The following is a 25,158-nucleotide window of genomic DNA, read 5'->3' on the forward strand; positions in this document are numbered from 1 at the left end:
CTAAGCTTCAGTGTGGTTACGCAGTTAGGGCAAGATATAACTAATAAATTGAGGCAGTTATTAGTTTGTAATATAAAGAAGGTTATAAAGGCTTGTCTAAGAAAGGTTAGGAAAATAACGGCAGGTAAAGGTCGAGAGTTATTTACTAAAATTTTTGGTAAGGTTCAGAATGATGGATTATTCTATATGTATGCATATGAAATATGGAGGGTTAAGCCTATATCTATGAAATATATGACTTTACTACAACATGAAAAAAAACAAGTTTATGAAATTATAAGGCGAATGCAGGATGATGTGCTAAGTATGTCAAATTATTTAGGAGTTCCTAAAGATATGATTTTGGCTTGTAATGAATCTGGTAGCAAACCACCTATATTGTGGATTTGTAATAATTGGACTGAATTTCATAATCTTGCTTCAACGCTAAGTGCTGAGCAACCAATATTCGGAATGAGATCTTTGAATCAATATGTTAAGGATATAGGTAGCACTTATAATATGATTGAACATTTTTGTTTAATTTATTTTTCTAAATTGGTATCTCTTATAGATGTAACAAAGCCATTTATTTTATTTGGAAATTGTCAATCAGGAATTTTTGCTGAATCTATAGCTATACATTTTCATAGAGTTATTAATGTTGACCCATGCTTAGTTACACTAGAATATGTGCCTACAGAATATATGGGTAATACACTTATGATGTTTGGAAGAGAAAGTCAATTTAATCCCTTTTATAATACAGATATTGATCCTAATAGTATTTGGGTAGATCATTTTAGAGGAGCATACAAATGGCGGATACTGCCATCTAATCATGGTGGGTACTTTTCTGGAGATTGTCTAGCGATTACCACGAAATATTTATTAGAAAGTATAGATATTTTAGATGATAAGTTAAATACGAATATATTTGATAAGAAGCTTATAATTCATATGGGTCAGCATAAAACAGGGTCCACCGCTATACAGAAATCATTATTAAAACACTGTGATGATAATGAGATCCTATATCCTAAAACAGGACTTTACTCCATGGCACATTATGCTATGGCACATATTTTATCAAATTCTGAAGAGTCAGAATATCTTTCTTTTAAAACTACACTGTTTGATGAAATTAGGAGTAGTAATACAAAAACAGTTGTTATATCTAATGAAAACTTTTCATCTGATAAAGAAGTATTCTTTGATCAACATAAGATGGAACTGTTATGGAATAGATTAAAAGATATAGCTGATAATTTTAATGAAAGTGAAATTGTTTTTTATGTTCGAGAGCAAGCTGAGAGCATAGAGTCTAGGATTAATCAATCCATTAAAAGTAAGATTTGTACAAATATAAAAGACATGGGAACTATTATTAACAATGTGACATCGAATCCAACTCTAGACTACAATTGGTTCTATGATAGATTGAGACTAATATTTCCTTATTCTAAGATTACGCCTTTAGTTTATGATTCTGAAATATTGTATTCCAATGATATCGTAAGTGATTTCTTTAAGAAAATTCTAGGACTAGAGATTGCAGGATCTAATTATAATCCTAGAATTGCTGGTCTGGATTTAGTTAAGAAATGTATGTATGTAAATAGTATGAGTATATCGATTGAGTCCAAAATGAATTTGAAAGCAAAATTAATCAGTAGTTCGAATGGATTATCAGACTCTCAGACAATACTAAATCAGCAGATAGTAGATCAAATTAGAGAAAAATATAAAGAGTCTAACTTAATTTTTAATAAAAAGTCTAATCTCTGCCCGTTTCGAAATAGCTTTGTTGCGGCTGGTAATGGCCTCGTGAGAATCAATCAAGATGAATTTATTAAATTTAAAAAAAAGATTATCGAAGATTATAAAGTCGTAGAAGATTTTATACCAAAAATAATTACTCAGTATTGGAGTTATGGTGATATTCCATCTGAAGTGCAAGATATTATGCAATCATGGATAGATCATAATCCGAGCTATCGACATATCGTCTTTAATAAATCTCAAGCAATAGAATTTATAGAGAAAGAGTATGGTCAAGAAGTTAAAGCTTTATTTTTAGAGTGTACACTTCCGGCTATGGAGAGTGACTTTTTTAGGTTGGCATATATTCTAAAGTATGGAGGAATTTATGCAGATGCAAGGTTAAAGTCTAGTGCTGATATATCAGCTCTTATATGTGAGGGATCTAAAGTATATTTTTTACAGAGAGATATTGGCGTCATAAGAAATGGTTTTATTGTTGCGAAACCCCAGCACTATGTTATCAAATTTATATTTGAAAGTATGATATCCAATATGAAAAGTAAATACTTTGAATCAATTTGGGATACTACAGGTCCTGGGAATATTAATAATGTTGTGCAATCTTTATCATATATTAATCGAAGGGATGTTGTATTGCTTGATGAAGCTGAAATGAAAAGTAGCTATTTCGAACTACAAAGCTGTAATTATAATAAAAGCGAAAAGCACTGGAGTAAAAAACAGCTTACGATGGATAGTATATTTGTTAGCGGTAAGTGTCCTAAGTTATCATCAAAGAATATATACTTAAAACTGGCAACTGCTGATGATGATTTAAGTCAACTAAGGGAATCTTTTTATATTCCTGAATTTATGTATGCTACTGACTTTCATCATAATCAAATTATAGATTTATTTATAAGTAGAGAAAATATTTATATATATAACAAGTTTATTGAAAATTTTAAGGAGCTATATAATCAAATATCTAGTGCAGAATTAGACTCTATAATGTTGATATTTGATGAGAGTATTTTTAAAACTTCTATAAGCAATCCTACTTTTTATTGGAATCTTAATCTTTTAATGAAACCTTTTAAAAAAAGATTTATCATATCTGATAATCTTGATCTAGAATTAAAGCAACTTACAGATATTAATCTATTGGAGGTTGATAAATTATCGCAGTAGGTTGCGTTATGGTGTTATTTTTATAGTAAAGTACTCATCTTACGCATGTTAGTTAAGGATTTCTAATTTCATATAGTTCCTTAAGAGCAATAGCGTTAGATCTAACCAAGAGCTTATATTTGAGAGCGAAGTGATTTAGTGAAGTTTTTATCTTTAGCATTTCTAGTTTACAAAAAGCTACTAATGAGCAAAAAATATGATCTCTTTGAGTTTTTTCAACTTTAGTTGGTGAAGCTGATAAAGAAGTATTTTGCTTAATTGATTTGTAATAAACCTCTATTTGCCATCTTTTTTGATAGTCATGATATAACTGATCAGAATCCATTTCTAAATCATTTGTTACACAAGATATAAAATTCCTTTTGTACTGTTCTCGTTTATGAAAATCTTTTTTGTTAAAAGTACTGGGAAATTCATATCTTTAAGCCATATCTTTAAAGATTCTCCATCAGCAATATCAAGATCAGAGAGCTTAATAAAATCCTTACTTCTTCTAGCATAATCAGTCAAGGCAATAACTCTATCTGACTTCATACCAAGTATGAATTTCTTCGATAATGTGTGATGTATGAAATTCATATTATCTTTAGAGCAAAACCAGCTATCTGCCAAAATATATTTAAACTTAACATGATTAATAACTGCTCGATTTATCATGTTTTGAAATATTTGGTTTTTAGTAACTTTTTATCTTCTCTTATACCTCTTATCTTTTTCATCTGTGCTTGGTTTTTCACTAATCGTATCATCCAAACAAAGAACATTGTATTAGCTATTATGTTTTCTAATTAAAGGCTTTATGTATCTCCAAAATTCTAAGCTTGTTAGATCTGATTTACTTAAAAATCTTGTTATTTTGTCATGTGATACTTCTTGATCTAAATATATCTGATAATTTTGTAGCTGTTGTATACTTGGTTTGGCTTATAAGATAGTCTGTGTATATATCTAGTAAATCCTTGTCCATTTCTTAGAAAATATATTTTCTTCTATCAGCAGTATTCTAAATATCTTTTTAAAACTTACAATCTTCTGCGTAAGGTAAGTAAAGTAGTAATTATGCTAAAGTATTAAAGCTAAATGTAGAGGAGTCTGTACCGTAGCCATCTGCAGTTACACTAAATGTTACAGAGTATCTTGTATTAGGAGATAGATCATTAAACTGTCTTTGTAGTTGATCAGTTTCTAAAATTAACTTTTTGTTAGTATCATCATAAAGCGATACTTTAAAGCTTAGGTTCTCAAATTTTCCTCTAGGATCCTTAGGATCTGGGGTACCACTAAATCCAACGAATGCAGAATTAGAAGTCAGGTCTTTTACATAGCCTTTATTTACCCAATTAACAGTATAATCTTTAGTAGAGAGAGTAATATTCTCACTACTCACATCATCATAACCATCAGCTTTAGCTGTAACAGCTAGAGTATAGCTAGTATTTGCTTCTAATCCATCAATTGTAAAGTTGTTAGTATCAGATGTACCACTTTTTACTACTTCTCCAGTATCTTTGTTAGTTATAGTATAATCATAGTCTATATCAACAGCAGATGGCGCAACATCTTTTGGATATGCCACTACGTTAACATTAGCACTTGTATAACTATTATCTACATTGATACCATAAATGTCTAAAGCATGTTCTGCAGAAGTTTTAATGGTATTAATAGTTTTTGTAATATCTTTATAACCATCTGCACTCGCTGTGATTACAAATTTATAACTATGTGAAGATTTTAGATTATTAAAATCTATATCAAATCCTGTATTTGAAGCAACTGTTTGCGTACCTGTTTGGACAGGTTTGGACGGGCTGGAGTTGCTGTATAGTTCATAGTTATATGTAATCTCAGCATCTTTGCCATCAGCAGTTTTTGCACTGAAGTTTTTAATACTTATACTATTATAAGCTATAGTTGGGGTTGAACTATTGAAGACTAGAGTAGAACCCGCCTGTCTAATTATGTCAATATTATTTGTATCAAAATTGTATTGTTCTACAAGCCCATTTTCTAAGCTGATATATATACTGTTGTTGTCAATTTTAGTTATATTAACTACCGGCGAACTATAAATATCATCTTGGATTGTATTCCAGTTACTGGAAGTTGTATTGTAGTATCGAACTGCTCCTGACTCAAAGCCGACTACGATATATTTATCTCCTGATAGGTTAGTAATTACTGAGTCTAGTGCAGTAGAGTAGTTATCATTAAAACCTTTATGATCTAGAGGTTTTGATAGACATGAAGAGATACTGCCGAATGAATATGTGCTACAAGATGATACATCATACAGATAAATATCATTGGATTGTGTTATATCTTGTAAGATGTATCTTGCAACATCATTAGTACCATCATTCTCTGTGATAATATTAGAGTAGTCAGTTTCATCTGCCTTGACTGGAAGATTCACTATAGTATTTGAACCAGATTTATCATCGTAGAATCTAACTTGTCCTTTTGCAACTTCTACGACTCCTTGTATAGGGCTCTTATTAGATCCTAGTACTGCAAGATCTTGAGGTTCTAATGTGGATATTCCATCTGCCACAGTTTTTCTAGTTAACGCTTTTGCTTTACCCCCAGGGTTGCTTTGATCATATTCAGAGAAGTAATTAAGGCCATTGCTATCTATTTTCTGAGGGATATCTAATTTGACAATGGCTCCTGATTTCAAAAGCATATAAAGTGATTTAGGGAAGTCAAAATTACCATCTTTTGCAAACTGAGGTTTTTGATCTTCATTGTTATTATCAAAAATCATTTTGATAATAGGAGATCCAAAATTACCAACTGTAATAGGATCTAAACCATAGAAGTAAGAGTTAGAGTTCTTAGGTTTCATCAAGTATCTAACATAAAGTTGACCATCAAGCGTTCCATAGAAGTTTACATAGTCTGCTATATCACTACTACTTTTGTAGAAAGGCGATGACACGCTAAGCGCAGGCGTGCCACCATTCTTTTTATACCAATATGCTTCATTGGCATTAGCTTGGTCATATACATATGCTTCTTGATCAATATTGAATGTAGAAGTGTAGCCATTTGTTTGCAATATTTTGAGTACTGAGCTCTTAGTATAGTCTAAACCGGCAGGCTGATATAATGATTGGATCTCATTTTGAGATTTATCGGTATTATCACTTCCAAAGTTTCTCCATGTCTTAGCTAATTTATCAGCTATCAAAGTTTCGCCATTGCTATTTATTGCAATTAGTTTTGAACTAGGAAGATCTTTGATATACACGATAGGAGAAGTTTTTTGATCATCAGCATATGCCATCGTTGATGAGTCAACGATTCCCATTACTAACAATGAGATACTTAGAATATTTTTCTTCATGATATTTTATTCCTAAATGTTACAAATGAAAATTAAAAAATATTATGGTGGTAAATTTATATCTTTATATAGCAACTATCAATTATCAAAAATAAACAAACCTTGTTAAAAATAAACTAATCTAGTATGCTGAAATATTGAATTATCATGATTGATTTATAAGAAATTACGATAGTACATGTCGATGAGGTTAGTTAAGTCCATGTATGTGATTTCAACTTGGGTATTGCAATGTAAGAAAATGATAGTAGGTAAGGTATTGATATCGTATTTTTACATAGTGATATAGTATTCTTTAATTAGTACAGTGTAGAGTTATATAGTTGATGTTATTTATAGATTAACTTATAATCGAGTGGTTAAGTTTTAATTTCGTTAATATTCGATTAATTCGGAGGATAAAGGATGTCGGATTTCACTAAAGATATTGATGTTTTAGAAACCCAAGAGTGGCTTGAGGCTTTTGAAGATGTCATTAAAAGAGAAGGTGCTGATAGAGCTAAGTTTTTATTTGAACAGTTGCTTAGTAAGGGTGCTGAACTTGGTATAGAAAGTGCTTACTCAACAGCAAAAATAAAAAGATATATAAACTCTATAGATGTTTCTGAACAGCCAAGTTATCCTGGTGATATGGAAATTGAGCAAAGAATCGAAGCTATAAATAGATGGAATTCAGCAGTAATAGTAGCATCAGCTAACAAAAGAGAAGGTTCTATCGGTGGTCATATCGGTACTGGTGCTGGTGCTATGACTCTATATGAGGTTGGTTTTAACCATTTTTGGAAGGCTCCAAATGAAAATCATGCTGGTGATTTGATTTTCTATCAAGGACACCTTTCTCCAATCGTGTACGCTCGTTCGTATCTAGAAGGTAGAATTACTAAGCAGCAACTAGAGAACTTTAGAAGACAAGCTTTTGACAAAGAAAACGCTGTATCTTCATATCCACATCCATATTTACAACCTACGTATTGGCAGTTTCCAACGGTATCTATGGGTCTAGGTCCTTTGCAGGCGATTTATCAAGCTAGATTTATGAAGTATCTTGAGGCTAGAGGTCTAGCTAAGACTTCTGATCGTCGTGTATGGGCGTTCTGTGGTGATGGTGAGATGGATGAGCCAGAATCAATTGGTTCTATTACTAGAGCAGGGCGTGAAGGCTTAGATAATCTAATATTTGTAGTTAATTGTAACTTACAGAGATTAGATGGCCTTGTAAATGGTAATGGTAATATTGTCGAAGAACTAGCAGATGTATTTGCTGGTGCTGGCTGGAATGTTATCAAGGTACTATGGAGTAGTGACTGGGATAGATTGCTACAAGATCAAAAAGGCGGTAAAAAGCTTGCACAAAGATTGAGTGAACTAAATGATGGTCAATTCCATACAATCAAAGCTCATGGTGGTGCAGAGTGTCGTAGAGTGGTATTTAGTGGCGATGAAGATCTTGAAGCATTAGCTAAAGATATGACAGATGAAGATATTCAAGCGTTACGACGTGGTGGTCATGATCCTATCAAGATTTATGCTGCATATAAGAAGGCTATTGAGCAAGCAAATGGTAAGCCAACACTTATCCTACCTATGACTGTTAAAGGTTATGGTTTAGGTGAGTGGGGTGAATCTAAAAATATTGCACACAACGTCAAAAAACTTGATACAGATGCTCTTGAGCATATCAAAAATAGATTTAATGTTCCTGCAACAAAAGATGATATTGAGAACTACAAGCTAGTTTCACTACCAGAAGATTCTGTTGAGATGAAATATCTTCATGCGAAAAGAGCAGCTTTAGGTGGTTATATTCCAGCAAGATTAGAGAATAAAGAGCCATTAGCTATTCCAACTTATCAAGAGTTTGCAAAAAACTTATTAGAAGATAGTGGTGATAGAGAGTTCTCTACTACTACAGCTTTTGTAAGAATACTATCTCACTTAGCAAAAGATAAGAAATTAGGTAAACATATCGTACCAATCACAGTTGATGAATCACGTACTTTTGGTATGGAAGGTCTATTCAGACAGTTGGGTATTTATAACCCTAAAGGTCAGCAGTATGTACCTGAAGATAAAGAGCAAGTAATGTTCTATAAAGAAGCTAAAGATGGTCAGATCCTACAAGAGGGTATCAACGAGCAAGGTGGATTCTGTTCATGGATAGCAGCAGCTACTTCATACAGCGTGCATAAAGTACCAATGATTCCTTTCATGATTTACTACTCTATGTTTGGTTTCCAAAGATTTGGAGATCTTGCATGGGCAGCTGGTGATTCTATGGCAAAAGGTTTTGTGATCGGTGGTACTTCTGGTCGTACAACTCTAAATGGTGAAGGTCTACAGCACGAAGATGGTCATAGCCATATCCAAGCTGGTCTAATTCCTAACTGTATTTCTTATGATCCTACTTATGCTTATGAGTTAGCTGTAATTCTTGGCGAAGGTATGAATAGAATGTATGTTAAAGGTGAGCATGTATATTACTATATCACTGTAATGAATGAGAATTATTCTCACAGAGCTATGCCAGCTGGTTGTGAAGAAGGTATTATCAAAGGGTTGTATAAGTTAGAAGATACCAAGCCAGCTGACAAGCATGTGCAGTTATTAGGTTCAGGTTCTATACTAAGAGAAGTTGAGGCTGCTGCTAAGATGCTAAAAGATGAGTATGGTATTACTTCAAATGTTTGGAGTATGACTTCTGCTAATGAGCTTCATAGAGAAGCTAAAAAAGTAGCAAGAGAAAATATGCTTCATCCAGATGCTGAGAGAAAAGAAAGCTACATTGAAAAATGCTTGAAGAATGAGCAAGGCCCTGTGATTGCTTCTACTGATTACATTAAGTTATATACAGATCAACTAAGAGAGTTTATACCGCATACTTATGTTAACTTAGGTACTGATGGTTTTGGTAGATCTGATACTCGTGAAGCTCTAAGAAGTTTCTTTGAGATTGATAGATATCACGTAGTTGTAGCATCATTATATGCTTTACACTTAGATGGTAAAGTCAAGGCTAGCGAAGTTAAAGATGCGATTAAGAAATATAATATAGACCCAGAGCGTGTAGCTCCGCTATATTGCTAATCGGTGAGGAGATATTAATGTCTATAGAGATAGTTAAAGTTCCTGATATCGGGGATTATGATAGTGTAGATGTGATCGAAGTTAATGTTGCTGAAGGTGATGTTATCGCTGAAGAAGACTCTTTGATTACATTAGAAACAGACAAGGCTAGTATGGAGGTTCCATCTCCTATAGCTGGTAAGATTGTTAAGTTGACTGTAAAAGTTGGCGACAAAGTTTCACAAGGTTCTGCTATTATGGAAGTTGAGGTTGCAGGTGATGCAACAGCAGTTGAACCTAAGCAAGAAGCTGCTCCGGTGCAACAACAGCAAGCTACAGCAATAGTTGATGTAGAAGTTCCAGATATTGGTGACTATGATAGTGTTGATGTTATCGAAGTGTCTGTAGCTGTTGGTGATGAGATTGCTGAAGAAGATTCTTTGATTACATTAGAAACAGATAAAGCTAGTATGGAAGTACCATCTCCTGTTGCTGGAAAAGTTGTTGAGATTATCACAAAAGTTGGTGATAAGGTTTCGCAAGGTAGCTTGATATTAAAAGTTGAGACTGGAGCAAGTGCTTCAGCAGCTACACAAGCGCCAGCACAGCAAGTTGCACCTGCGCAGTCAGCTACTGAAGAAGTTGTGGATGTCAAAGTTCCAGATATTGGTGATTATGATAGTGTTGATGTTATCGAAGTATCAGTGGCTGTTGGTGATGAGATTGCTGAAGAAGATTCTTTGATTACGTTAGAAACTGATAAGGCTAGTATGGAGGTTCCGTCTCCAGTAGCTGGTGAAGTTGTTGAGATTATCACAAAGGTTGGTGATAAAGTTTCGCAAGGTAGCTTAATTCTTAAGGTCAAGACAAAGGGCACAGCTCCTGTAGCGGCACCTAGTCAGCCAGCAAAGCAAGAAGCTCCTAAGCAAGAGTCTCAACCAGCAGTACCTGCTTTAGCGACTCAAACTAATGTTAATGAATATGCTGTAGATAATTCAAAAGCTCATGCTTCACCTGCTGTTAGAAAGCTAGCTAGAGTTTTAAATGTTGATTTGAGTAAGGTCAAAGCTACAGGGCGTAAAGGACGTGTAACAAAAGAAGATTGTTATAACTACATCAAGCACGCTGTAACACAAGTTCAGACTGGTAAAGTTGCTGCTAGTGGTAGTGGTTTAGATCTTCTAGATGATCCAGTGGTAGACTTCGCTAAGTTTGGTGAGATTGAAACTCAACCATTGACTCGTATCAACAAAATTAGTGCAAAGAATTTACATAGAAACTGGGTTAAAATTCCACATGTTACTTTCTATGATGATGCAGATGTTACTGATCTTGAAGAGTTTAGAAAGTCTAAAAAAGCATTTTCTGAGAAAACTGGAGTTAAGATTACGCCATTATCATTCTTGGTCAAAGCTGCTGCTGTAGCACTTCAAGAGTTCCCGAGAATGAATAGTTCGCTATCAAATGATGGTGAAAACTTGATATTGAAGAAATACTACAATATTGGCTTTGCTGCTGATACTCCAGCTGGTCTAATGGTTCCAGTTATCAAGGATGCTGACAAAAAAGGTATTATTGAAATATCAAAAGATATTATGGAATTAGCTGGTAAAGCGCGTGATGGTAAATTAGGTGCCAAAGATATGACTGGGGCTACATTTACTATCTCTAGTATAGGTGTGCTTGGGACTACAGCATTTACACCAATTATTAATATGCCAGAAGTAGCGATTATGGGTGTATCTAAGACTGCTGTTAAGCCGGTGTGGAATGGTAAAGAATTTGAACCTAGAACAATGCTACCTCTGTCTATGTCAGCAGATCATAGAGTAATTGATGGTGCATTAGCTGCTAAGTTCTTAACTAGATATTGTCAGATTTTATCTGATTTACGTGAAATCATAATGTAAACACGGAGTTTTAAAATGAGTGATATTAAAACACAAGTTGTAGTTTTAGGTAGTGGTCCTGGGGGCTATAGTGCAGCTTTTAGAGCAGCTGACTTAGGATTAGAAGTGGTATTGGTTGAGAGATATGCTGAAATTGGTGGTGTATGTCTGAATGTTGGTTGTATTCCATCTAAGGCTATGCTTCATATTGCTAAGGTTATCAATGAAGCGCGTCATCTAGAATCTCTAGGTATCATCGAGATGGGTGGTCTTAAGATCAACAGAGAAAACCTTTTAAAGTATAAAGATGGTGTGATTGGTAAGCTTACTGGCGGTCTAAAAGGCATGGCTCAGATGAGAAAAGTAAAAATCGTACAAGGTTATGGTAAATTTACTTCTGATAAAGAGCTTGCTGTAGAAGCTGCTGATGGTAAAGTTACTAAGATTGCCTTTGATAATTGTATTATTGCAGCAGGATCAAGTGTAATTAATTTACCATTTGTACCTAAGGATGACAGAATCATCGACTCTACTGGTGCTCTAGAGATGAAGGAAATTCCAGAGACTATGCTAGTAGTAGGTGGTGGTATCATTGGTCTTGAGATGGCTCAGGTATATTCTGAATTAGGTACTAAGATTACTGTTGTTGAATTTGCTGATCAGCTTATGAATGGTGTTGACAAAGATTTAGTCAAAGCATACCAAAAAGTAAATAGTCGTTATGATGTTCGCTTAAAAACAGGTGTAATAGCAATGGAAGCTAAAGAAGATGGTATTTATGTAACTATGGAAGGCGATCATCCTGCTAAGAATGAGAGATTCGATAGAGTACTTATGGCTATCGGTCGTAAGCCAAATGGTAAGCTAATTGATGCAGAAAAAGCAGGTGTTAAAGTTGATGAAAGAGGCTTTATTCCTGTAGATAAACAACTTCGTACAAATGTACCACATATCTTCGCAATTGGAGATATCGTTGGTCAGCCTATGCTTGCTCACAAAGCTGTACCAGAGGGAAGAACAGCTGCTGAAGTTATTTCTGGTCTGAACCATAGTTTTGATCCGTTAGTGATTCCTTCAGTTGCTTATACTGATCCTGAAGTTGCTTGGGTTGGTGAGACAGAGACTTCTGCAAAAGCAAAAGGTATCAAGTATGAGAAGGGTGTATTCCCATGGGCTGCTAGTGGTAGATCTCTAAGTATCGATAGATCAGAAGGTATGACGAAGGTTCTATTTGATGAGAATCATAAGATTATCGGTGCTTCTATCGTTGGTACTAATGCTGGTGAGCTTATCTCAGAAGCTGCCCTAGCAATCGAGATGGGATGTGATGCTGAAGATATCGCTCTTACGGTTCATCCTCATCCAACTTTATCTGAGAGCTTGATGATGGCTACAGAAGTGTTTGAAGGTACTGCGACAGATCTTCCTCCTCAAAAAAAAGAAAAAATAATTTAAAGCCTTTTTGTATATTAAAGTAGATGATTTATTTATAAAGCATATGTGAAAAATAAGCTTTGAATAAATTTAATAAAAGCTCATTCTATCTATTGAAATTGATTTTAATTAGCATGAATAGTTAAGTATATTATTATCTACTAACTATAATTTTTATAAGAATAGTCTTTTCAAGGTTTAAATTTTAATAATTTCATATCCATAAATATTCATTAAGTCTTTATCTATATGATCATTAATTATGGATATGGCTTTTTTGCTTAGCAAAGTTTTCCATTTTTCATTTATGTAATAGTCTTTATAGAATAAGTAATCTTTATTTTTATCTTTGGTTGACACTTCAATATTTATAAAATGGTTTTCTTTTTTTTGAATATTAAACTTGTTACTAATATTATCTAAGATTTTAGCTGGATTGTTTAACAAGTCCTCATAATTGAGATGGATACTTAAACTTTTATCTAGTCTCATATATGAATGATTTTTAATGTTCCAAAGTTGAACAGGGTTGTTAAGATCATTAATCGGTGATAGCGTATCATCTCTTCCGACTGTATTCCAAGGGCTGCATAAAAATTCTTCAAATGATAGTTTTTTCTCATAATATTGATGATAAGGTTTGCTATATAGTGAAAGTAACCATGAATATGGATTTTTGCTTAGTGTTACAAAAACTATTTTGTGATTCTTAGGAAGGTCATCTATTAAGGAAATAGGTGGTCTAGAATGTTTCCATCCTAAGTTTTCTCGAAGAGTAAGTTCAAAGTATAAGTCTCTGATTGATTCTATATCTTGCGACTTAATATCATTTTTTAGCATCTCAAGTTTACTATTATCTACTACTCCTGATAATTGAATAATACTTAAATTTATATCCACTAATTTACTAAAATAATTTGTCCCAGTATGTCTTTCACCATACAATTTTAAAAAATCTGACATTATATTTTTTACCTTTGAGGTCGAGTTGATCTTAGATCATATGTGGGAGGTATGCTTTAGTCAACTATTTATAAAAATTTGTTTATATATTTTACAGTAAAGGCTATCGGTTAAATATACTAATTTTTCTAAAAAACATTCACTTTTCCATCTCATTCGCTAGATTGTAACTGAAATGTTATTAGTATATTTTCATTAGTAATATATGGTTATCAAAAGTAAATATGACAAATATAAATAAAGAAAAGTTATCAGCACTATTTTGGGTTGTTTGGATTATAGAATTTTGGGAGCGCTTTGGTTATGGTGGTGTTTTTGCGATCTTGGTAGCTTTTTTATCGGATGGATTAGGCTTTTCTGAAGAGAAATCTACAATTTTTTTACATCATATGGAGCTTTTGCTTATGGTTTATTAATTATTGGTGGATTTATCGGAGATAGGTTACTTGGCCCTCGTAAGACTATTATTGTTGGTGCTATTGTGCTTGCTCTTTCTTATGCGGGTTTGGCGTTTGCAACTGCAAGTTCGATATATTTTTGTCTAGCTGGTCTAAGAGTGCAGATAGCAATGATAGCGCAAGAACAGTTTTACAGAGTTTAGATATTTATCCTATAATTTTATGATAATAGGTGTCGTGGTATTAATTTGTGCTATGTTGATGCTGATTTTAGTGCCTAAGCTTAATAGGGTTATAAAGTCATAGGTGCTTTTGTTAGATATCTGCTTAATGCTTTGATAATATATCCAATGAGCTTATCAAATTGATTCAGACTATAAGTGAAAATGTAAGTAATAAATACACCATATTATGTTTTTGCAACAATTAGGTTATTGATAGCTACTTATTTATATTGTTTGTAAAATTTGTTTTATTAGATAGAGGAAATACAAGTTTACTCTAGGAGGAAGTAATGAATTGGTCAGATATCTTAGCAGAAGAAAAGCAGAAGCCTTATTTTAAGAAAATATTAGAGTTCTTAGCTAATGAGGCATTGGTTGGTAAAACTATTTTTCCTACAAAAGAGAATATATTTAATGCTTTTAAGTATACTCGGCTCGATAATCTAAAGGTAGTAATTTTGGGGCAAGATCCTTATCATAACTATAATCAAGCACATGGTCTTGCTTTCTCGGTACAACAAGGCGTTGATATACCACCATCATTGCGTAATATTTATAAAGAATTAGCGCGTAGTATATTGGGATTTGAAATCCCGAGTCATGGTTGTCTTGTTGACTGGGCGAAACAGGGTGTGTTTCTTCTAAATACAACTCTTACTGTAGAAGCTCATAAGGCTAATTCACACAAAGATATTGGATGGGAGACTTTTACAGACACTGTAATTCAAAAGATATCTGATAATAAAACAAATGTTGTGTTTATGCTATGGGGCTCTCATGCCCGTAAGAAAAAAAATCTTATAGATACTGCCAAGCATTTAGTTTTGGAATCATCACACCCATCACCATTATCTGTATATAGAGGATTTGAGGGGTGTGATCACTTCGTGAAAGCTAATCAATATTTAACTTCAAAAGATCTTGATATTATAGATTGGAGATTGTAGGAGAAAATTACTCTAAAAGTTAATCAACTATTGCAGTTGTTGATAGTGTACTGCCATCTTCTAAAATTAACATTACAGGTATTTTTTGACCTTTTGTGATTTTTTGTTTCAGCCCAATCAGCATAACATGTAGTTCTTGATATGAAAGATCGACACTATTGTGAGGGTATATTTCAATAGTTTTGATTTGTTTCATTACACGTTTATTACCAATTGTCACAAAATGATGAAGCTGTGTTTGTCTATCTACAGGTGAATACGCAGCAATTATATCAACAGTTTTATCACCGCTATTTTTGATATGCATTTTTATAGCAGTATTGTTGCTATTGGTTTCTTTTACTTCTGCATGAGTTATACTTAGTTCACAAGACTCTATATTGCATTGATTTTTTGTATTTTGTGTATTACTAAAGCCAAAAGATACAATCGCTAAAATCGTAGTTATGCTTAAAATAATTTTTTTCATATTTAATTATCCTTGTTTGTTGATAGATAGTTAAGCGCTCTTTCAATTATATACTCTGGTACTTGTTCATGCTCTGAGAAATAAATTTGATCGAGTTTTGTTGCGTTGGTCTTCATTATGTACACTGATGGAATATGGTCTATTTTCAACTCTTTTGTTAAATTGTCATATGTGGAGTTAATATTTTCCAAATTTTGTAGGTACATACTTATATAATTTTTATCAAATCCATTCTTAGCTAAAGTCTCAGATATTATTGTTTTATCTTGGTTATTGGTTAGTATATAAATTGTAACATCTTGATTGCTATTATGAACTTGAGATAAAATTTTATAATTTTTTAAGCAATTGGTCGATTGAAAATCACAGAATTGTATTATTGTATCTTCAGAGTTTAATTTACCAATAGCTGGTAACTTTGAAATTTGACTCGATAAATCATGAAAGTTATGAAAAGCTAGGTGTTTATTATACTGTGTGAAGGCATGCATATCACAAACTTCTTCATCTGGAGCGTGCTGTGGTAGAGCATAGCTTGCTGTGATGGAGAGTATAGCTATACTTATTAATAATGCGTATTTTTTTATCATGATATAAATATTTCTTAATTATAGAGTGTTGAAGTTATACCTTAGTCCAAGGACAGCCGTATTGACAATTATTTTTGCGCGGATCATCTCCTTGAGTCCAATAATTTGCCTTATATGTTATGCCTTCAAGTGTTACAGGTTTGTCTTGTTCTGTATATACATCATTTTTATTCCATGTTCCTTCAGGAGTTGGTCCAGGCTCGGGCTGTTCACTCATATCCTCCCATGCTGCGCTAGAGTATATTCCTAAGGGTTTATAAGCTTCAATGTTACACCAGCTAGGAACTTTACATTTAAATTCTTTATTATCAGATATTACTATCGTGCCTAACTCGTATGAACCAATGCCTTCAGGGTAAGTATAGTTATCTGATGGTGTTGGTTCTGGCTCTGGTTGTGGATCTTCACTGCTTCTAATATCAATGGTCCAAGAATAGTTATCACCACTTTCTTTTTTAGAATCTAAAATATATACAGCATTGTTCGCAGTAGGTTTATTTACTGGTTTGACTTCATCATTATTTAATACACCGATTATGATCTTATCTTTTACACTGGAGTTCTTGTTGAACTTATTAGCCAGTGCAAATTTCCATTTCCTAATGTTTTTATCGGTAATTCTTAGTGCTATTTTGTCAATATCTGTGTTACCACTAGAAGTATTTGTAAGCAAGTTTAGTTTGTTGTTGAATAACCTAAATACTATCTTATCACCGGCTTTTAGAGAGCTGATATCATACAAAGAATTGCTAGCATGATTGGTTCTATTTACAGGTTTGTATTCATAGTGTTCTGGCTCTGGTTGTGGAGCCTCAATATGTTTAAAGTTAATGTTACTTACATTGCCAACAGCTGAATTAATGTAGATAGCATTGTTAAAGTTGTTATGTTGTGGCTCAACTTTATTTGTAGTTTTGTTAAGCAATCCTGCTTGAATAGCATCTGAAGAGCTATTTATTTTTTGAGCAAGTTCATACTGCCAGTCATTTTGGTTTTTGTCAGTGATTATTACTGATTTGCCTATATCTCGGTTACCTTCTGTAGCACTAAACTCGATAGTGTCATTTGGCTTCACAACATAGCTAAGCATTTCTTTAGACTTATTCCATGTGATTTCAGCTGGTGTGGCATTTATTATGTCTACATCACTACAGCTATAAAATGCTTCTGCTGAGTCACTTCTTTGCCAAATGGCAAATATTACATGTTCGCCATTAGAAACAGTGTCAGGAATTTTGCATTTAAATTTTTCGTTTTTGTTATCGGCACCTGTCAATGTATCTGTACCTGTTTGCATAGGAGATACCCCTGAACTATCTGGTTGATACATGCATAAGTGAACTAGGTCATCTTTAGTTACTTTTGAACTAGGTTTCCAATTATTATTTGTTATATAAAGATCTAAGTACCCCAAGCCAGAATCAACATCGAAGTTTGTTTTGTGTGGTGCGGTTACTTCGTATACAAAATCCTTTTGATCTTTAATATTTATTGTTGTGGCATGACTAGACCAATCAATACTTGTGTCATCTAAAACATCATATGGAGAACTGTTTCCACCTCCACAAACACCACTTTTGGATGAAATAGCGGCTTTATGTTTGTTAATAAGGTAAGATTCTTTTGAAGGGTCAGTAACTCGACCATTTGCATCACCTTGTGCGTTTCCTGACCAGTCTGTCCAAGCTTTTGCTTTATCTTGTTCTAAAATTGCTTTACAAACTGGGTCTTTAGGTTCCCAATGGGATGAGCCTGTGCAGTACATTTGTCTACTCTCGGGGTATGCAAGTGCACCATGTGCGAATGTTAGGGTTGGTGTTATAGCACTCAGAGTTAAAGCACTAAGTAGTAATTTTTTCTTCATATGAGATTCCTCGTTAAGAGTGGGATAGATTAATATTAAGAATTTTGTGCTACTATTTTATATTAAAAATGGGGTCATCTATTTGTTAGATATTAATAGCCCTTATCAAAAAATGATAAGCATTATTTAATGCAAGCTTTTCTTTATTAGGATTTATTAGATACCTGGATCTTGAGTAGGGCTCTAAAGAGTGCTTTTTGGTATTGGTTATGTTAAAATGTTTGCTATATGTTTTATCTTTGTTATAAGCGATAAGTAATGTCTATACCTACTAAAGAATCATCATCTATAAATATAGAAAAAGAACTAAAGCAATCTTACCTTGATTATGCAATGAGTGTAATTATTGGTCGTGCCTTGCCGGATGTGAGGGATGGTTTGAAGCCTGTGCATCGTCGAGTACTTTTTGCGATGAATGAGTTATCTAACTATTATAATAGACCATACAAAAAGTCTGCGAGGGTCGTCGGTGATGTTATCGGTAAATATCATCCTCATGGTGACACGGCAGTGTATGATACTATTGTTAGGATGGCACAGCCATTTTCATTACGTTATACACTAGTTGATGGTCAGGGTAACTTTGGTTCAGTTGATGGTGACTCTCCAGCTGCGATGCGTTATACAGAGATTAGAATGCAAAAGCTAACTCATGAGCTTTTGATAGATATTGACAAAGAAACTGTAGATTTTTCACCAAACTATGACAATACTGAACTTGTCCCAGATGTATTGCCAACTAGGGTTCCAAATCTTTTGATAAATGGCTCTTCAGGTATTGCTGTTGGTATGGCGACAAATATTCCACCACATAATATGACAGAAGTTATCAATGGGACTATGGCCCTTATTGATAACTCACAACTTACGATAGAAGACTTAATTCAATATATTCCAGCTCCTGATTTTCCTACAGGATCTTATATAAATGGTACAGATGGTATTTTAGAGGCTTACAAAACTGGTCGCGGCCGTGTGATTATGCGTGCCAAAGCTGATATTCATGAAGATGAAGCTTCTGGCAAGTCTCAGATTGTGATTACAGAAATACCATATCAAGTAAATAAAGCTAAGCTTGTTGAAAAAATCGCAGAGCTTGTAAAAGATAAGAAAGTAACAGGTATATCTGAGCTTAGAGATGAGTCTGATAAAGATGGTATTCGTGTCGTAATCGATCTTAAGAGAGATGAGTCTCCAGAAGTCGTTTTAAATACTCTTTATGCGCAAACTCAGCTTCAGTGTAGTTTTGGTATAAATATGGTTGCTCTTAGTGATAATAGGCCTAAGTTACTGAATCTTAAAGAAATACTAGAGCAGTTCATTAAACACAGAAAAGAAGTTGTAACTCGTAGAACAATTTTTGAGTTAAGAAAATCAAAGGAGCGTGCACATATATTAGAGGGCTTATTGCTTTCGCTTGCTAATATCGATGAGATGATTGATTTGATTAAAGCATCTCCTTCACCCGCTGAGGCAAAAGAATCAATGCTTGCTAGATCATGGAATGGCTCTATGGTTAAGAGTATGTTAGAAGGTGTAGATGTTAAAATGTACCGTAAAGAAACTTTAGCATCTCATTATGGTATTCAAGCAGATAGTTCTTATAATCTTACAGAAGAGCAGGCTGAGGCAATACTTGCTTTAAGATTGCATAGATTAACAGGGTTAGAACAAGATAAAATTACTAATGAATTTAAAGAACTTATTGAAAGAATTAAATATCTAATAGGTATCTTAAGTGATGTAAGTGAGCTAATTCGTGTTGTAAAAGAAGAGCTTGTTGAGATTAGAGATAATTATGGAGATGAGAGAAAATCTGAGATTATTGTGTCAAGATTAGATCTTACAAGAGAGGATCTAATTACAGAAGAAGATATGGTTGTAACTCTATCAATGGATGGTTATGTCAAAACTCAGCCACTTAGCATGTATAATGCTCAAAAACGAGGTGGTGTTGGTAAGTCTGCAACTAAGACTAAAGAAGAAGATAGTATCTTTAAACTAATGCTTGCTTCAACTCATGACACAATGCTTTGTTTCTCTAGTTTGGGTCGAGTGTATTGGTCGAAAGTATACGATTTCCCTGTGGCAAGTAGAATTTCTAAAGGTCGACCTATTAATAATATTTTACCACTTGATAAGAATGAAAGAATAACCGCTTTAATGCCAATTTCTGAGTTTACGGAAGGCTGGTATGTGTTTATGTCAACTAAGCTTGGTAGGGTTAAAAAAGTTGATTTATCAGAGTTTGCTAGACCTCGTTCTACAGGTAAGATAGCTATAGGTTTAAATGATGGCGATGAGTTATCATATGTAGCTCTTACTGATGGTAATAAGCAGATTATGATGTTCTCAGATGCTGGTAAAGCTATTCGCTTTGATGAGTCAGATGTAAGAGCTATGGGGCGTTCAGCAGCTGGTGTTACAGGCATGCGTTTACACGATAATCAAAAAATAGTCTCTGTAATTGTGACAAATCCAGATGAAGGAGTAGTTTTAGCTGCGACTGAAAATGGTTATGGTAAGCGTACTGCAGTATCAGAGTATCGTAAAACTAAACGAGCTAGTCAAGGTGTAATTGCTATATCAACCTCTGAAAGAAATGGTAAAGTTGTTGTTGCGGTTCTTGTCGATAACGATGAAGACATCGTGATGATTACGGATAATGGAACATTAGTTAGAACATCATCCGACCAAGTTAGAGAATGTGGACGTTCTGCTCAGGGAGTTAGACTTATTAATTTAAGAAATAATGAAAAACTTATTAGCTTAAAAGTAGTTAAGCAAGAAGATGAAGAAACTCATGATGATCAGGAGTTAGAGTCTTCTGAAGCGACAGAGCAGAGTGAATAAGTTATATGCTAAAGAAAACGATAACTATATTAGGAGCTACAGGTTCAATTGGAGATAGTACACTAGCTGTAATTAGAGAGAGTAATGACTTTGAGGTCTATGCCTTATCAGCTTTTAGTAATGTAGAAAAATTAGCGAAATTATGTAAAGAGTTTTCACCTAAATTTGCTGTGGTTCCGGATTCGGTCAAAAAACAACAGTTACAAACTTTAGTATCAGATGTTACTGTTTTAGTTGGCGAAAATGCCTTAGAAGAAGTTTCTAGTGCTTCAGAAGTGGATATGGTAATGTCTGCTATAGTTGGTATAGCAGGTCTTAAGTCTACTTTTGCTGCAGCTAGAGCAGGCAAGAAAATTTTGCTTGCGAATAAAGAGTCTCTTGTAACAGCAGGACATCTTTTAATTGAAGAAGTTGAGAAAAATAATGCTCAGCTTATACCTGTAGATAGTGAGCATAACGCTATATTTCAATGTATTGATAACTCTAGTAAGAAATATACAAAAGAAATAGATGAAATAGTTTTGACAGCATCCGGAGGACCTTTTAGAGATAAAGAGTTGAGTGAGTTGATAGATATCACACCTGCTCAAGCATGTGCTCATCCTAACTGGCAAATGGGGCGAAAAATATCGGTTGATTCATCAACAATGGTAAATAAAGCACTAGAAGTTATCGAAGCATATTGGCTTTTTTCTGTTTCAGCTGATAAAATAGGCGTTCTGATTCATCCGCAAAGTGTAATTCACTCTATGGTTAAGTATGTGGATGGTAGCTACATAGCCCAGTTGGGTGTGCCTGATATGAGGACTCCAATAGCTAATTCAATGTACTATCCAAATAGAGGATCAGTAAGTGTTGATAAATTAGATTTTACAAAATATGAGCTTACTTTTAGAGAAGCATGTTTTGAAAGATTTGAAGCTTTAAAAATAATTTTTGATAATTTAAGTAATAAAAATTATGCAGCGAATATAGTTTTTAACGCTGCAAACGAAGTTTTAGTAGCAGCATTCTTAAATGAAAAAATTAAGTATTTAGATATTATAGAAGTAAATAAAAAAGTAACAAAAGAGTTAATTTTTGAGAATCCAGCAAGTATAGAAGAAGTTTTTGAAATAGATAAAAAAACTCGAGAATATGTGGATTCTATTTTGGGGTAAATTGAGTGTTTTTTTTGAGAAAGAAGTTTGTATTAGCCTCTCTTCTTATGGGTATTGCATTAAATAGCTGGGCAGATAATGACAGTTTTATATTGGACAATGTCTCCATAAAAGGATTAGAAGGTTTACAGAGTGATGTAGTTAAAAGCCGAATTGGTTATAAAAAAGGTAGCTATATTACTCCGGAAGATACAAACCAAATTATTAACAATCTTTATGGTACTGGTTTTTTCAACAGTGTTGACCTGTATCGTAAAGGTAGTAATCTTTTTATTAATGTCAAAGAAAGGCCTATTATTGCTGGCTTTAACTTTACTGGTAATAAAAAACTCAAAAAAGAAGATTTAGAAAAAGTCTTTACTGATGCTGGCATATATGTCGGTAATGTATACAACCCTAATACAATGTTTTTGCTTAAACAATCTTTATTAAATCAATATTCTATGATGGGGTTATATGGTGCTGAAGTTAACGAAAACATTAGAAAACTTCCTAATAATAGAATAGATATTAACATCACTTTTAAAGAGGGTAAGCCTGCAACTATAGACTCTATAAATTTTGTTGGTAATAAGAATTTCGATGATTCTGATCTGGGCAGTAATATGGCTTTCCAAGTTCCATCTATATGGAACCTATGGGGCTTTTTGTCTGCGTTTGATAGTTATTCTCCAGAAGGTATGAATCAATCTGTCCAGGGAGTAACTAATTATTATCTTGATAGAGGATATTTGGATTTTAAGGTTACTTCTAAACAAGCATCAATGTCAAAAGACCGTGAGCACTCATACATTACCCTTGATGTTGCTGAGGGTGAAGTGTACAAGGTAGGAACTGTGACTTTAACAGGTAAGTTTATCTTGCCTAAGTCTGAGTTAGAGTCTTTGATAAAGATCAAGCAAGGAGAAGTTTTTTCTAAAAGTAAGCTTGTTGATACTGTTGAAGGTATAAAAACACTACTAGGTAGTAAAGGTTATGCGTTTGCTACAGTTAACCCCATTCCTACAATTGATAAGAAAAAACGTATAGTATCTTTTAAGTTTGTCGTAGATGCGGGTAAAAAAGTATATGTAAATAGGGTTAACTTTTTTGGTAATAATGTAACTAATGATTACGTATTTCGTAGGCAGTTACAGTACTATGAACAGAGTCAATATAATAAAGAAGCAATAGATAAATCCCAAAGAAGATTAGATCAGTTACCATATGTTGCAGGTGCTGATATGGAGCTTGTACCTGTAGAAGGCTCTGATGATTTGGTAGATGTTAACTACAATATCAAAGAGAGGAATGCAAATTCAATTAGCGGAAGTTTAGGTTTCTCGGATTTATATGGTTTTATGATTGGTGGTAGGCTTAATATGCCTAACGTTTTTGGTACCGGTAATACCTTTAACATTAATGCACAGTTATCTATTCCATTCCAACAGTTAGATATAAGCTATATTGATCCTTATTTTACTACCTCTGGAATCAGTCAGAGTATTTCAGCTTATATTAATAGATCAAACTTTGCAAAAACGAATGCGGTTGCTGCGTATCGATTAGATACAATCGGTGCAAGGCTAATGTATGGTGTGCCAATATCGACATTTAGTAATGTTTCAGCTGGTATAACATTCGCAAATAATACTATTAATCAGTCACAAGGCTTTGACTCATCTATTGTGCAATGGTTTATACAGCAACAAGGTGGAAGAAATAACTTTAATGAGCCTGCTTTGACTGCTGGTTGGAGTTTTGATAATTCTAATAGATATATGTTTGCAACCGATGGTGGTTCATTTGATATTAATGGTTCAGTTAATATACCAGTTATTAGTAATATTGAAGCTTATAAAATTGAGGTTGGTGGTAAATATAATATTGCAATACCAAATACTGATATGTCAGCTCTAACTATCAGGGGTGGTGTGCAGTATGGTGGTGGGTATGGCGGTACTGATAATTTACCTTTTTATGAAAACTTCTACGGAGGTGGTTGGGGAAGTGTCCGAGGCTTCTTGCAAGGTTCTTTGGGTCCTCGTGATATAAATTTACAAAATGGTCAAGTAGGTAACTCAATTGGTGGTAACCTTAATATCTATAATAACTATGACTTGTTATTTCCTGTACCATTCATAAAAGATAGTTCTAAAATGAGAATAGGTGCATTTGTCGATATCGGTAACACTTACACTACTTATGATTTGAAAGGGGTTGTAGCTCCTCAACCAAAACAAGAGACTACACCTTCGTTTACTAACCTAAAATATTCTGTAGGGGTTGAATTTAGATGGGCATCACCAATGGGTCCTTTAGCAGTTTCTATAGCGCAGCCATTTAATGTTCAGCCTGGTGACGTTACTCAGGTGTTCCAGTTCTCATTAGGTCAAAATTTCTAAAATAGTCTATCTGCTCAAATAATTATTTAACGAAATCTAATACCAAAACGGTTTAACAAGTTTTATAATATTATGTTAGAATCTACTAGTATGTATAAGAAAATTTGAGGGAGTTCTTAAAGATGAAGAAAATTGTTTTATCATTGTGTGTTTTGGCTACTACTGTGACAGGAGTTTATGCAGATACTAAAATAGCTGTAGTTAATCCTGTAGAGATCTTTAATGATTCTGATTTAGGATCGGTTAGTGTAAAGAAAATGGAAAATGACTTGAAACCGGAAGCTGCGAAACTTAAGCAGGAGCAAAATGATATTATGCAACAAATGAGAGCTCTTCAAGAGAATTCAGCTACTATGACAAAAGCTGAACTAGAGAAGAAGCAACAGCAAATTCAACAAGAGCAGCAAAATTTTGCCCAAAAAGCTCAAGTTCTTCAACAAAAAGAGTATACAGCTAAAGATAAGTTATCTAAAAAATTCCAAGCTTCATTCGACAATGCTGTTGCTACAATCGCTAAACAAAAGGGTTATAATATTGTTATGACAACCCAAGCGCTAGCTTATGTAAATAATGTTGATGATATATCAAATCAAGTAATTGAAATTATGAATAAGAACTCTTAATTATTTCAGGGAGT

The 25,158-nt window shown here is 33.7% G+C and carries 15 protein-coding genes and 1 pseudogene; 10 read left to right on the forward strand and 6 right to left on the reverse strand.

The genetic code is table 11. From position 1 onward, the window contains the following. On the forward strand, positions 1 to 2,934 hold a 2,934-nt coding region (locus tag FTPG_RS04330), incomplete at its 5' end, for a glycosyltransferase family 32 protein (protein ID WP_035722410.1). A 52-nt stretch (positions 2,935 to 2,986) separates the two neighbouring features. On the opposite strand, the pseudogene FTPG_RS09990 reads toward FTPG_RS04330, so the two are convergent. Continuing rightward, a pseudogene (locus tag FTPG_RS09990) lies at positions 2,987 to 3,901 on the reverse strand (transposase). Between the two features lie 90 nt (positions 3,902 to 3,991). Next, positions 3,992 to 6,283 carry a collagen binding domain-containing protein gene (locus FTPG_RS04345; protein WP_004287207.1) on the reverse strand — a complete coding sequence of 764 codons (2,292 nt, stop codon included), beginning with the start codon at positions 6,281 to 6,283 and terminating at the stop codon, positions 3,992 to 3,994. A 405-nt stretch (positions 6,284 to 6,688) separates the two neighbouring features. On the opposite strand from FTPG_RS04345, the gene aceE reads away from it, so the two are divergent. Genes aceE through lpdA form a run of 3 tightly spaced genes read left to right on the forward strand, consistent with a single transcriptional unit; the run spans position 6,689 to position 12,690 of the window. After that, positions 6,689 to 9,367, forward strand: a complete 2,679-nt coding sequence (aceE, locus tag FTPG_RS04350; protein WP_004287208.1) for a pyruvate dehydrogenase (acetyl-transferring), homodimeric type — start codon at positions 6,689 to 6,691, stop codon at positions 9,365 to 9,367. 17 nt (positions 9,368 to 9,384) lie between these two features. Further along, the gene (aceF, locus tag FTPG_RS04355) at positions 9,385 to 11,256 is read left to right on the forward strand and encodes a pyruvate dehydrogenase complex dihydrolipoyllysine-residue acetyltransferase (protein ID WP_004287209.1); all 1,872 of its coding nucleotides are present in this window, start codon (positions 9,385 to 9,387) and stop codon (positions 11,254 to 11,256) included. A gap of 15 nt (positions 11,257 to 11,271) precedes the next feature. Then, complete coding sequence (gene lpdA / locus FTPG_RS04360) at positions 11,272 to 12,690, forward strand: dihydrolipoyl dehydrogenase (RefSeq protein ID WP_004287210.1); 1,419 nt, start codon at positions 11,272 to 11,274, stop codon at positions 12,688 to 12,690. 177 nt (positions 12,691 to 12,867) lie between these two features. Here the strand turns inward: lpdA and FTPG_RS04365 are convergent, their stop codons facing one another. Continuing rightward, complete coding sequence (locus FTPG_RS04365; protein WP_004287211.1) at positions 12,868 to 13,632, reverse strand: hypothetical protein; 765 nt, start codon at positions 13,630 to 13,632, stop codon at positions 12,868 to 12,870. Positions 13,633 to 13,856: 224 nt separating this feature from the next. Here FTPG_RS04365 and FTPG_RS04370 point away from each other — a divergent pair, with 224 nt between their 5' ends. Together FTPG_RS04370 and ung are read left to right on the forward strand one after the other, a co-directional pair. Continuing rightward, complete coding sequence (locus FTPG_RS04370) at positions 13,857 to 14,048, forward strand: hypothetical protein (RefSeq protein ID WP_004287212.1); 192 nt, start codon at positions 13,857 to 13,859, stop codon at positions 14,046 to 14,048. A 496-nt stretch (positions 14,049 to 14,544) separates the two neighbouring features. Further along, positions 14,545 to 15,201, forward strand: a complete 657-nt coding sequence (gene ung / locus FTPG_RS04375) for a uracil-DNA glycosylase (protein WP_004287213.1) — start codon at positions 14,545 to 14,547, stop codon at positions 15,199 to 15,201. A 19-nt stretch (positions 15,202 to 15,220) separates the two neighbouring features. On the opposite strand, the gene FTPG_RS04380 is transcribed toward ung, so the two are convergent. The 3 genes from FTPG_RS04380 to FTPG_RS09655 are packed head-to-tail and all read right to left on the reverse strand — an operon-like array spanning position 15,221 to position 18,124. After that, positions 15,221 to 15,670 (reverse strand): copper chaperone PCu(A)C, encoded by a 450-nt coding sequence (locus tag FTPG_RS04380; RefSeq protein ID WP_004287214.1) that lies wholly within the window; start codon positions 15,668 to 15,670, stop codon positions 15,221 to 15,223. A 2-nt stretch (positions 15,671 to 15,672) separates the two neighbouring features. Next, complete coding sequence (locus tag FTPG_RS04385; protein ID WP_004287215.1) at positions 15,673 to 16,260, reverse strand: hypothetical protein; 588 nt, start codon at positions 16,258 to 16,260, stop codon at positions 15,673 to 15,675. 34 nt (positions 16,261 to 16,294) lie between these two features. After that, entirely contained in the window at positions 16,295 to 18,124 is a 1,830-nt protein-coding gene (locus FTPG_RS09655) for a lytic polysaccharide monooxygenase (RefSeq protein ID WP_004287216.1), read from the reverse strand. A 258-nt stretch (positions 18,125 to 18,382) separates the two neighbouring features. Here FTPG_RS09655 and gyrA point away from each other — a divergent pair, with 258 nt between their 5' ends. The 4 genes from gyrA (at position 18,383) to FTPG_RS04410 (ending at position 25,144) form a co-directional block, all read left to right on the forward strand. Further along, entirely contained in the window at positions 18,383 to 20,977 is a 2,595-nt protein-coding gene (gene gyrA / locus FTPG_RS04395) for a DNA gyrase subunit A (protein WP_004287217.1), read from the forward strand. A 5-nt stretch (positions 20,978 to 20,982) separates the two neighbouring features. Continuing rightward, complete coding sequence (dxr, locus tag FTPG_RS04400) at positions 20,983 to 22,137, forward strand: 1-deoxy-D-xylulose-5-phosphate reductoisomerase (RefSeq protein ID WP_004287218.1); 1,155 nt, start codon at positions 20,983 to 20,985, stop codon at positions 22,135 to 22,137. Positions 22,138 to 22,142: 5 nt separating this feature from the next. After that, positions 22,143 to 24,521 (forward strand): outer membrane protein assembly factor BamA, encoded by a 2,379-nt coding sequence (gene bamA / locus FTPG_RS04405; RefSeq protein ID WP_004287219.1) that lies wholly within the window; start codon positions 22,143 to 22,145, stop codon positions 24,519 to 24,521. A 122-nt stretch (positions 24,522 to 24,643) separates the two neighbouring features. Next, the gene (locus tag FTPG_RS04410) at positions 24,644 to 25,144 is read left to right on the forward strand and encodes an OmpH/Skp family outer membrane protein (RefSeq protein WP_012280576.1); all 501 of its coding nucleotides are present in this window, start codon (positions 24,644 to 24,646) and stop codon (positions 25,142 to 25,144) included. The last annotated feature ends 14 nt before the right edge of the window (positions 25,145 to 25,158 follow it).

It is taken from the genome of Francisella philomiragia subsp. philomiragia ATCC 25015 (genome assembly GCF_000156715.1).
Lineage (GTDB): Bacteria > Pseudomonadota > Gammaproteobacteria > Francisellales > Francisellaceae > Francisella > Francisella philomiragia.

What these genes read in the sequence shown, in the direction of transcription:
- lpdA (WP_004287210.1), top strand. Translation starts at nt 11,272, where the DNA reads ATGAGTGATATTAAAACACAAGTTGTAGTTTTAGGTAGTGGTCCTGGG.
- gyrA (WP_004287217.1), top strand. Translation starts at nt 18,383, where the DNA reads ATGTCTATACCTACTAAAGAATCATCATCTATAAATATAGAAAAAGAA.
- dxr (WP_004287218.1), top strand. Translation starts at nt 20,983, where the DNA reads ATGCTAAAGAAAACGATAACTATATTAGGAGCTACAGGTTCAATTGGA.
- FTPG_RS04385 (WP_004287215.1), bottom strand. Translation starts at nt 16,260, where the DNA reads ATGATAAAAAAATACGCATTATTAATAAGTATAGCTATACTCTCCATC.
- ung (WP_004287213.1), top strand. Translation starts at nt 14,545, where the DNA reads ATGAATTGGTCAGATATCTTAGCAGAAGAAAAGCAGAAGCCTTATTTT.
- aceF (WP_004287209.1), top strand. Translation starts at nt 9,385, where the DNA reads ATGTCTATAGAGATAGTTAAAGTTCCTGATATCGGGGATTATGATAGT.
- FTPG_RS04365 (WP_004287211.1), bottom strand. Translation starts at nt 13,632, where the DNA reads ATGTCAGATTTTTTAAAATTGTATGGTGAAAGACATACTGGGACAAAT.
- aceE (WP_004287208.1), top strand. Translation starts at nt 6,689, where the DNA reads ATGTCGGATTTCACTAAAGATATTGATGTTTTAGAAACCCAAGAGTGG.
- FTPG_RS09655 (WP_004287216.1), bottom strand. Translation starts at nt 18,124, where the DNA reads ATGAAGAAAAAATTACTACTTAGTGCTTTAACTCTGAGTGCTATAACA.
- FTPG_RS04380 (WP_004287214.1), bottom strand. Translation starts at nt 15,670, where the DNA reads ATGAAAAAAATTATTTTAAGCATAACTACGATTTTAGCGATTGTATCT.
- FTPG_RS04410 (WP_012280576.1), top strand. Translation starts at nt 24,644, where the DNA reads ATGAAGAAAATTGTTTTATCATTGTGTGTTTTGGCTACTACTGTGACA.
- FTPG_RS04345 (WP_004287207.1), bottom strand. Translation starts at nt 6,283, where the DNA reads ATGAAGAAAAATATTCTAAGTATCTCATTGTTAGTAATGGGAATCGTT.
- FTPG_RS04370 (WP_004287212.1), top strand. Translation starts at nt 13,857, where the DNA reads ATGACAAATATAAATAAAGAAAAGTTATCAGCACTATTTTGGGTTGTT.